We start from the raw sequence: 9,493 nt of genomic DNA, 5'->3' as shown, positions 1-9,493 counted from the left end.
ACGCCGCCGTACCCATGGCCAATTAGGAGAATTCCGGATGGAGAATTACTTGGCGCTCAAACCACCCCAGATGAGGAAAAACTTGACCGTCGACATCACGGTCGGGAATCACGCCGCCTTCTCTCTGCTTGCGCAGGTGGACGAAGTTTCGATACTCGCGGACGATCGCCATGAAGTCGTGGGCGTCCATCTGGATCCACCCGCGGATGCGGGCGGTATCCAGGAGCAGGGCGAAGCTGGCTCGCTCAGGTGCAACACACTTTCCTCCCTGTGGAAAGCCTTGCTGTAGGGCGGGATCTCGGTAGATGAGTACGTCGAGGAGGAGGGCCTCGGTGAAGCTGCCAATGCCAATGAGTGCCATGCCGTAAGCCCCGTGCTGCTCGCAGATCTGGGTCTCGGTGACCCGCGCCATGAGCTGTTGCAAGAACTCGTCGCTGCTGACTAGGGGGCGGATGCGTTCTTCGAGGCCCTCAGGGACAGAGAAAACTGTGCTGTCGCCGTCGGTGCTGAGTTCGCCCATGACAGGGCGGTGGGCGACGTAGGTGACGGCGAGTCCCTCGGCGGCGAGGAGGCTGTTCAGCTCCTGGCGGATGAGGTCGGCGGAGGACGGGCCGTCGTCGTATTCGAGCGGGTCGCAGATGCGGCACAGCAATCTGCTGACGGCGCCATGGTTATCGGTGCCGGCCAAGATCTCAGTGAGCCAGCCGATGCGGGGGGAGCCGTCGTACTCGGCGGGCGTTGGCCAGGCTGCACGTCGCAGGAGCTGTTCCACCTGGTAACCGCGGCGTTCGAAGGGGCCGTATATGTCGACGATGAGGCGGGCGATGCTCGAAGGTGAGGATGTCGAGGGGTTTCATCGCTTCTGTTCCCTGTCTGTCGTGTGCTGGGCCTGTTCGAAGGCGTGAGTGAGGCGCTCGGTGAGGATGCGGCCGCACCGTTTGAAGCCCAGCTCGGTGAGGGCCTGGCCGATGCGCGTGTCGCGATCGAGTTGGTATCCGTCGCTCAGCAGCCAGCTGGCCAGGGTCAGCAGATCGGCGTCGGTGTGGTCGCCGATGCGTCCTCCCTGCGGCAAGGCGGGACGGGCACCTCGGCTGGTCGTTGGGGACGAGGCCGGCGGGCAGGGGTCGGGTTCGGGGGTGGGTGTGGTCGGCCTCGCCGCCCCTCAACGATTTTCCGACAGCCGCGCACCCGCCGCGTCAGTGTTCGTGTACCGCACCAGGCTCTTACGAGGCAGGATGACCTTCATAAGGATGTGCAGGGGGGAGAGTCCTAGTGACAACGGCAAAGCCTCAACTCGTTTTCGTACATGGCATCGGCGGGCTCCGGAACGCAGCGAACGATCAACAGCTGTGGCTCCAGGCGCTGGCCACCGGCGCCCGGCTGTCTGGTCATGCAGAGCGGATCTCGGCACTCACTCAAGGCTGGCTGGCAGACGTGACATTCGCCGACTACAGCGAGTTCCTCACCCCCAAGGGGACCCAAGGAGGGACGCATGTAAACGAGTTGGAGCCGGACGACGAGCGGCTGCTTGCCGATCTGCTAGACGCAATGCTTGATGAACTTGCCGAGCAGTTTCCGCCAGGGAACGGCACGCAGGACGCTCGCGTCATCGGACAGGCTCGACACCACCTCGATGCACTCGCGTCCGGCAGCCAGGCTCAAGGGCCTGGGGAGTTCGGGCGGCAGTTGGTATGGGTAACCACAGCTCTTCTGCAGCTCCCTGGTCTTCGCCAGACAGCGCAGTGGCTGAATGGCCAATCCTTCGCACTGCATCTCGCGCAAGTTGCCAGGTACTTGAACCGGCGTGGCCATAAGGCTGCCCTCGGCAGCGCCATTCGCTCTCGAGTGCTGGAGAGACTTGATCCCACCCGTCCACTCGTCTTCGTCGCCCACTCTCTCGGCACGGTCGTCGCCTACGAAGCGCTGCACGAGTACGAGGGCCAAGTCGCCCTTTGGGTAACGCTTGGTTCCCCTCTCGCGCTCGGCGGCATCGTCCTGCAGCGACTGGTGCCGCAACCACCATCTTGCCCGGAGAACGTGGCGACGTGGCTCAACTTCTGGGACCGAAACGATGTCATCGTCGGCCGCCCACGACTGGCGAACTGGATCGCGCCGAGCAGTAGCGGTGTGAAGGCAGAGACCACCGCTGTGAAGTCTTCTGGGGTATGGACGCACACGGCCACCAAGTATCTGGAGCACGCCCAGGTGGCCGACCCCATCGTGGAGGCACTTCTCCCGTGACAGCTCTCTCCACGCCAGCGCCTCCTCGCCATGTGCTGGTCGTCGGCGCCCAATGCCATGGCTCCGAGAACTTGCAGGGCCTAGAAGGCGCCGCTCGCCACCTCCACAAAGCCCTGGTCGACCCAGATCTCGGCGCCTGCCTCGGCCGTGGCGAGGGTGAAACCGGTTCGCTGCTCGTAGGCACCGCCCTGGGCAAGGGACGCGTCGAGACAGCACTCGCCGTCGCAGCTGACAAGGCAAAGGAGGACGGCGGCCCTCTCATCCTGGCCCTGATAGGCCACGGAATGGGCGGCTACGGCGGCCCGATGCATTTCGTCACCACTGGGAGCATGAGGGACGGAGCTATACGGCAATTGGACGTGGCCTCTGCGATCGGCACGGTCGCGAACGAGCCAGGGATCAACGGTCTGATCGCGATCGTCGACACCTGCTATGCCGCTGGCGCGTTGCCGAGCGCGCAGGCCGTGACGGCTGGCCTTCAGCAAGGAAACCTCCGCCTATCTCTTCTGTTCGCCGCCTCCGCCCACCTGCCGGCCAGGGACATGAACTTGAGCAGCCAACTCGCCACCTTGATGGAGAGTGGGCTGCCGGATGCCGGAGACCTGCTGGAACTAGACGATCGACTGATCAAGGAACTGCGCAGCCGGATCACCACCCAAGAGCCAAGTGGCTGCAGTTTCAACGGCACTCCTCTGCCCGGTGGATCCCTCTGGCTGTCCCACAACGTCGGGAGCGTCACGCGGCGTGCGGCGAGCTCCATCGGTTCGCTGGCTCATGAGCGGATGCGCAAGGTGCTTGGCCCGCTAGATGAGACTGGAAGCGTCAACACCCAGGAGCAGCTGGCAGACTGGCTGGACCAGTTGGAGGCGGGGCGTCGAAGCCACCCCGCCGTCCGACGTGTCCTGTGGTTCCAGGACGATCTCCGCATCTGTCAATCCACCGTGAAGGCCCTGGAAGAATCCTTCGGTCGCTCCTTGACCGACGACCTACTCCGCAAAGCGGCGGCACGTACGCCCTTTCCGCTTGAGGTCGTGACCCGGATGCCATGTCCTTCCCTCCGTGACCTCGTGGAGCATGCTGTCCTCCTGGAATCGGCGGCCGACCCCCATCGTCGTTTCCGAGCCTTGGCCCACTTCGTCGCTGCTCTCACTCACCTGATGTGCCCGCGGGCCAATCTCCCGGAGCAGTTGGCGGCTTGGGCGAGCAATCTGGGTGTCAGCGCTGCGCTGAATGGTCGGCACACCGACCTCGCCCACGAGACACCCCGTCTAGTCCTTGTGGCCGCCGACGACGGCGGTGAAGAGATCATCCGCGTAGACGCGTCGCTACTGTTCGGTTCGGCTGTGGTGCACGCCAGGACGTTCCCGTGTGGCCGTGGTTCGGATGCCCTGGAATCGACGCTGGACAAGGCAGTTGGGTGGGCGCTCCTCTGGCTAAACGCGGCGGGCGAGCAGCTGGTACCGATCGACCTGTCGGTTCCTACGCTCTGGCTGCTGGATGCCCCGCCGGAGGAGTGGCGAGTGGTACGCGGCAGACGCATGCTGGGCGTCGACTACGACGTCACCACCCGCTGGTCCGGCCTGCTGACGCCCCCACCCGGTATACGTCTCGACGACATGCTGCACACCGGCAGGCAACTTCTGTCATCCCTCCAGTCGTCGCCCCATAAAGGCCCGTCATGGCTCAGCAGTGACCATCTGCGGAGCTTCAAGACTTTGCAGGAACTACTCGGCCACCGTCGCACGGGCGCCTGCGTCTGGGGAGTGAGCACCCTGCCGGACAACGACTTCGACCTCATGATGGAGGAACTCCTCATCCACACACCAGCCCTGATCTGGCCCCGGCACAAGGACGTCGCGGACACCCGGACGCTTCACGCGGCAGTCGCAGAACACTGGGACTCGCTGCCGGAGAAGCTTGCCCTCGCTTTCCAAGGGCGGCTGGCCGGATACCACGACGCAGGTGTCCCCAGCTCTCTGGCCGACATCCGCGCAACATGGCACGACGAACACTGGCAAACCTTCTGCCAGAGACGCGCAGGCCGTGCAGTCGTGGCCCCACAAGACGTGACGCCGAAGGAGCAAGCATGAACTGGACGCCGTACTACACGGGTACGGGAACCGTCCCCGAGCTGTCTCCGACGCTTCCTGCCCCACCTCCTTGGCGTGCGCCCGCAAACAGAGACCACAGCGGAACAAACGGACAAACCTGGAAGGCACTGCTGCCGTCCCCGGCTGGCACGTACCAACCGGACCCCGGTTTGGTCGAGGCGGTCAATGCAGCGCTCTACCTACGCCGCCCTCTGCTGCTGACCGGCCCGGCGGGCTCGGGAAAGTCCACGGTTATCGAGCAGATCGCCGCTGAACTCCGCCTCGGAAGTGTGCTGCGCTGGCACATCACCTCCCGGAGCGCTCTCACCGACGCCCTCTACCGGTACGACGCCCTGGGGCGCATTCACGCTCATAACGTCCGTGCCATCGACCACCCCGGTGCTTCAGGAACTGGTCGGGCTCCGCGCCGCTCTGCCCGCACCACTCTCGCCGCCCGGGCCGCCCGGGCCACCCGCGACGACATTGGGGACTTCATCCAACTCGGTCCGCTCGGCACCGCACTGCTGCCTGGGAGCACCCCCCGCGCTCTGTTGATCGACGAGATCGACAAGAGCGATCTCGACCTACCGAGCGATCTCCTCGACATTCTGGAACGCGGCCACTTCGAGATTCCCGAACTTGCCCGCCACTCCAGGAGCCGAGTCACCGTCCGCACCGTCGAGCCAGGCATCAGCCACGAACTCCACAACGGTCTGGTGGAGTGCCAAGAGTTTCCAGTCATCGTGCTCACCAGCAACGGCGAACGCGACTTTCCCGCCCCGTTTCTCCGCCGCTGCGTCCGATTCAACATGCCCATGCTCACCGCCTCGACCCTCACCCAGATCGTCGAGGCTCACTTGGAGACGGTCGATGATGACACCACGAAGACCATGGTGGACGCGTTCGTGGACAGGCTGAACCGTGGCGAGAGCCTAGCCGTCGACCAACTACTGAGCGCCGTCCATCTCCTGCGCGGTAATCACGTCCAGGACGAGGCGCAGAGGATGCGGCTGCAAGAACTACTGCTTCAGGGACTTGGGCGTGCATGACGACGGAGCCAAGCAGGTGTTGGCAGCCCTGGCCCTCGCTCACCTCAATGACAAGGTCGACAGCGAAGTCGGGGACGTCACAAGCCTCCTTGACGCCCTCCTCCTCGCCGCCGCCAAATCCCGCACCAGCCTGCCTGCCAACAGCGACAACGATTCGCTCCCAGACGCCACTGAAGCTCCGGTTGACCAATCCTCTTTGCCCGGAGCGAAGACCGACAGCCCCACTCCCTTGCTGCTTCCCGAAACCGGCCTGGACAGCGATACCCCAGGAAGCGCCTCGGTCTGGCTGAGCGACGACGGCAGCGCCCATACGATTCCGGGCAAGGCCCTGAGTATTGGCCGCGTCTCCGCCCTGCCAAACGCTCTCGAAATCGCCCGCGCCCTGCGCCCGTTGCGCCACCTCCGGCCGTCGCGGGTCCACCGGCGTCTGGACATAGCGGCCACTGTCGATCACTACACCCGTACCGGCATGCTGGTTCCGCGCCTGGCTCCAGCGCCGGAACCGTGGCTCGACGTCGTCGTGGTCCAGGACCGCGGCACGGCCATGACGGTCTGGGACGAGACCGTGCGTTCCCTCGCCAAGGTGCTGCACTCGCTGTCAGCCTTCCGCGACGTCCACATCTGGCATCTCGAGCATCCAACGAATGCCACACCGATACTCCGCGACCACTGCGGCCGCGCTCTACCCATGGACCCATCCGACGCCCGCCAGAACCAGCCCGCTCACCGCCTCGTCCTAGTCGTCTCCGACTGTGCGGCTCCTGCCTGGCGCCAGAACGCCCTTTGGCAGACCCTCCATACATGGGGCCGCACGGCTCCTATTGCCCTAATTAACCCGCTTCCGAAACGCCTCTGGCAACGCTCTGGCCTCGACCTGCCCCGAACGACTGCTACCGCTCCCACCCCTGCATGCCCCGGCCACCTCCTCGCTTACGGACGCCCCCGTCTTCTTCAATACGAAGACCCAGGCACGCAGCCTTGGCAGGCACTACCCGTGATGGGGTTCGCCCCCGACCAGATGCTCGCGTGGGCGCACACCCTGATGCGTACCGACCCCAAGGGCTGCGAGGCCGTCCTCATTCCGGCCTCGGGGCGCATGCCTCCCCGAGGCCGCGAGCGGCTAGTCACTGCAGCCGCCCCCTCTACGACAGCAGCCGATGCTCAATTCACCACCGCCGCATCAGCCTTCACGGATGAAGCGGACTCCCCCGCCGCCCGCCTGGCGATCGCTGCCGCGTCCCTCGACGCGTTCACCATCCCCATTCTCGATGTCCTCCGCGAACGCATGGTGCCCGAGGCCACCCTGGCTGACACCGCAGAATTCCTCACCGCTGGCCTGCTCACCGCGACCCGGCACGGCGCCTCGGACATCGTGTACCGCTTCCACCCAGCCGCGGCCTCACATCTTCGCGGACTCCTTAACCGTGACCAGGCATGGGATGCCTACTTCGCCCTCACCGACCATCTCGCAGCCCACCCGCAGGCCCCGCACGGCATCACCGCCACATTGAGTTCACCCGAAAGCCAGGTGCGTCTTCCTGCCGGGCTACAGCCCATCGCTCAAGCGGCTGCGGCCACCGCCCGCCTGCTAGGTGTCGAGCTCACCGAACCCAACTCCGGCGCCAATAGGCAGGCCAGTCCCCAGGCCGGGCTGCTCCATAATGAGGAGGCAGACGATGGTCCACAGTCCTCACCCCTTGCCGCGCTCAGCAGAGGCTCAAAGCGACTACCAGACACGGCAGTTGCCCCCGACGGCCGACAGGCTGACGCAACAGTAGAGATCAAAGCCAGGGCCATGCAGCGCGACATGCTTGAGCGCCTGAATGCCGAACGCGACATCCACGGCCGTCATCGCAACCTGCTCGTCGCCGCAACCGGCACCGGTAAGACCGTCATGGCCGCCCTCGATTACCAGCATCTGCGGCAGAAGCACCAGCGGGACCTGCGCCTCCTCTTCATCGCGAGCAGCGCGGAGATCCTTCATCAATCAGTACGCGTGTATCAAGAGGTACTGGGGGATGCGCACTTCGGAGAGTCCCTGCACAGCGGCATGATCCCGCGCGACTGGACTCACGTGTTCGCTAGCGTGCAGTCCCTCACCGCCCGGTCCTTGGACGACCTCGCACCCGACCACTTCGATGTGATCGTTATCGACGAGTTCCATCATGCGACTTCTCCGACGTATCGGAAGATCTTGGATCATTTCGAGCCAATGGAGCTACTCGGTCTCACCGCAACACCGGAACGGGCAGACGGAATGAACGTCCATGACCAGTTCTTTGATGGCCGCATCGCTGCAGAGATGCGGTTGTGGGAAGCGTTGGAAAATGGAATGGTCTGCCCTATCCACTACTTCGGCATCTCGGATGGCACTGACTTGCAGGCAGTGGCATGGCATCAGGGAGCGTACGATCCCGCAGAGCTGAGCGCCATGATTTCCGACAGCGACGCGCGAGCGCGGATTATCATCGAAGCTGTCCTGGAGAAGGTCGCCGACCCAACTAGCATGCGAGCCCTGGCCTTCTGCATGTCAGTGAGGCATGCCCGTTTCATGGCCGAGTTCTTTCGCCATGCTGGCTTCAATGCCATAGCCCTGACCGCTGAGACTCCTCTAGCTCAACGCCAGCATGCTATTTTTCAGCTCAAGGACGGGGAGTTGCAGATCATCTTCTGCGTCGACCTATTCAGCGGAGGTATCAGTATCCCTGAGGTGGACACCCTCCTCTTCCTGCGCCCGTATCGCAGCACAACAAGGTTCCTCCAGGATATCGGTACCGGTCTACGCCTCTCGCCAGGTAAATCCGTTCTAACCGTGCTCGATTTCATCGGACAACCCAGCAAGGAATTCCGTTTCGATCAGCAGTTCCGCGCACTAACGAATTCTACTGGAAAGCATCTAATCGACCAGGTGGAGCGCAACTTCCCCCACCTCCCCACCGGGTGCCAGATCAGCCTTGACGCGAAGGCCAAGAGGATCATCGTCGACAACGTCAAAGAGCAGATGGGAGGAAGCATCACCAGACTCACCCACGAAGTCGCCCGATACGGAGAACTCGAACTCGACCCCTACCTGAAAGAAAGTGGGCGGGAGCTAAGTGAGCTCTACCGCGGCAACACCAACTCCTGGACCAGCCTGCTCCGCCGTTCCGGCCTTCTCAAGAGTGAGGGAACAGAAAGAGAGGGTGCGCTTCTCCGGCGTTTGGCCGCCTTTCTCCATGTGGACGACCCGTACCGCTCAGACGCATACACACGCATGCTGGCAGACGACGCGCCCCGCTACAGCGATCTGAACGAGAGAGACCAGGCGTACGCCCGCATGCTCTTCTTCCAACTCTGGCCACTCGGCGGACCACCCAACGAACGCTTCACTAATTACGAGCAAGCCTTCACAGAACTACGTCAGCAGCCTGCGGTACGAAGTGAACTACGCCAGATCCTGGCGTACAACACGAGCCACACTGCGCGTATCACGACCCCTCGACTCGGAATCAACGGGGGACAGGATATCCCGCTCAACATCCACGCCTCCTACAGCCGTGAAGAAATCCTGTCTGCACTCGGGCAGGTTCAGATCGACGGCCCCATGCCAGGCAACTTCGCTCAGGGAGTTCACTGGTGCAAGTCCGTCAGTACCGACATGTTACTCATCACGCTAGAGAGGAATAAGGGGGACTTCTCGCCCCGGAGTCGTTTTCGAGACTATGCACTGACCAGAACGCTCTTTCACTGGGAGTCTCAGAACGCGACCTCCGAAACCTCGAGCACGGGAATTCGATACCAGAATCACATCGACATGGGCAGCAGCGTGCTGCTCTTCATCCGCCAGTACAAGAGCAATGACATCGGCAGATCTCAGCCATGGACACTTCTCGGCCCTGCCGAATACGTCCAACACACAGGCAGCCAGCCGATGGCCATCACATGGAAGCTTAGCCACGAACTTCCAGCAGACGTCTGGTCATATGCTGGCATCTCTTGACAATTACCCGAGGGGCCTGCTCTTCATGGTCAGTCCCCTCGGTGTGGGCACCGAATGCGGACGCAAGGACACGCGACTAGCCCATCAAGGCAGTTTGCTCCCCAGAACCCCTCCCCTCGGACAGCATGTTGAAA

General features: G+C 63.3%; 6 protein-coding genes. 4 read left to right on the top strand and 2 right to left on the bottom strand.

The window, feature by feature from the left end; translation table 11 throughout:
- Nucleotides 1-22: 22 nt before the first annotated feature.
- Nucleotides 23-772 (bottom strand): hypothetical protein, encoded by a 750-nt coding sequence (locus AB0O76_RS17875; RefSeq protein WP_365491527.1) that lies wholly within the window; start codon nucleotides 770-772, stop codon nucleotides 23-25.
- Between the two features lie 81 nt (nucleotides 773-853).
- Nucleotides 854-1,072: a hypothetical protein gene (locus AB0O76_RS17870; protein WP_365491524.1), complete on the bottom strand. Its 219-nt coding sequence runs from the start codon at nucleotides 1,070-1,072 to the stop codon at nucleotides 854-856.
- A 200-nt stretch (nucleotides 1,073-1,272) separates the two neighbouring features.
- Between AB0O76_RS17870 and AB0O76_RS17865 the strand changes: the two genes are divergently transcribed.
- The 4 genes from AB0O76_RS17865 to AB0O76_RS17850 are packed head-to-tail and all read left to right on the top strand — an operon-like array spanning nucleotide 1,273 to nucleotide 9,359.
- Complete coding sequence (locus AB0O76_RS17865) at nucleotides 1,273-2,241, top strand: hypothetical protein (RefSeq protein ID WP_365491521.1); 969 nt, start codon at nucleotides 1,273-1,275, stop codon at nucleotides 2,239-2,241.
- Complete coding sequence (locus AB0O76_RS17860; protein ID WP_365491518.1) at nucleotides 2,238-4,331, top strand: hypothetical protein; 2,094 nt, start codon at nucleotides 2,238-2,240, stop codon at nucleotides 4,329-4,331. The genes AB0O76_RS17865 and AB0O76_RS17860 overlap by 4 nt, the downstream gene beginning before the upstream one ends.
- On the top strand, nucleotides 4,328-5,380 hold the full coding sequence (locus AB0O76_RS17855; protein ID WP_365491515.1) for an AAA family ATPase: 1,053 nt from the start codon (nucleotides 4,328-4,330) through the stop codon (nucleotides 5,378-5,380). Before AB0O76_RS17860 ends, AB0O76_RS17855 begins: the two co-directional genes overlap by 4 nt.
- Entirely contained in the window at nucleotides 5,373-9,359 is a 3,987-nt protein-coding gene (locus AB0O76_RS17850) for a DUF3427 domain-containing protein (RefSeq protein WP_365491512.1), read from the top strand. The genes AB0O76_RS17855 and AB0O76_RS17850 overlap by 8 nt, the downstream gene beginning before the upstream one ends.
- The last annotated feature ends 134 nt before the right edge of the window (nucleotides 9,360-9,493 follow it).

Source organism: Streptomyces sp. NPDC086554, assembly GCF_040686095.1.
In the GTDB taxonomy this organism is placed as follows: Bacteria; Actinomycetota; Actinomycetes; order Streptomycetales; family Streptomycetaceae; genus Streptomyces.
The sequence above is the reverse complement of the archived record's forward strand: the minus strand, read 5'-3'. Positions and strand labels throughout refer to the sequence as shown.

Coding starts and splice junctions, on each gene's coding strand:
- AB0O76_RS17855 (WP_365491515.1), top strand. CDS start 4,328: ATGAACTGGACGCCGTACTACACGGGTACGGGAACCGTCCCCGAGCTG.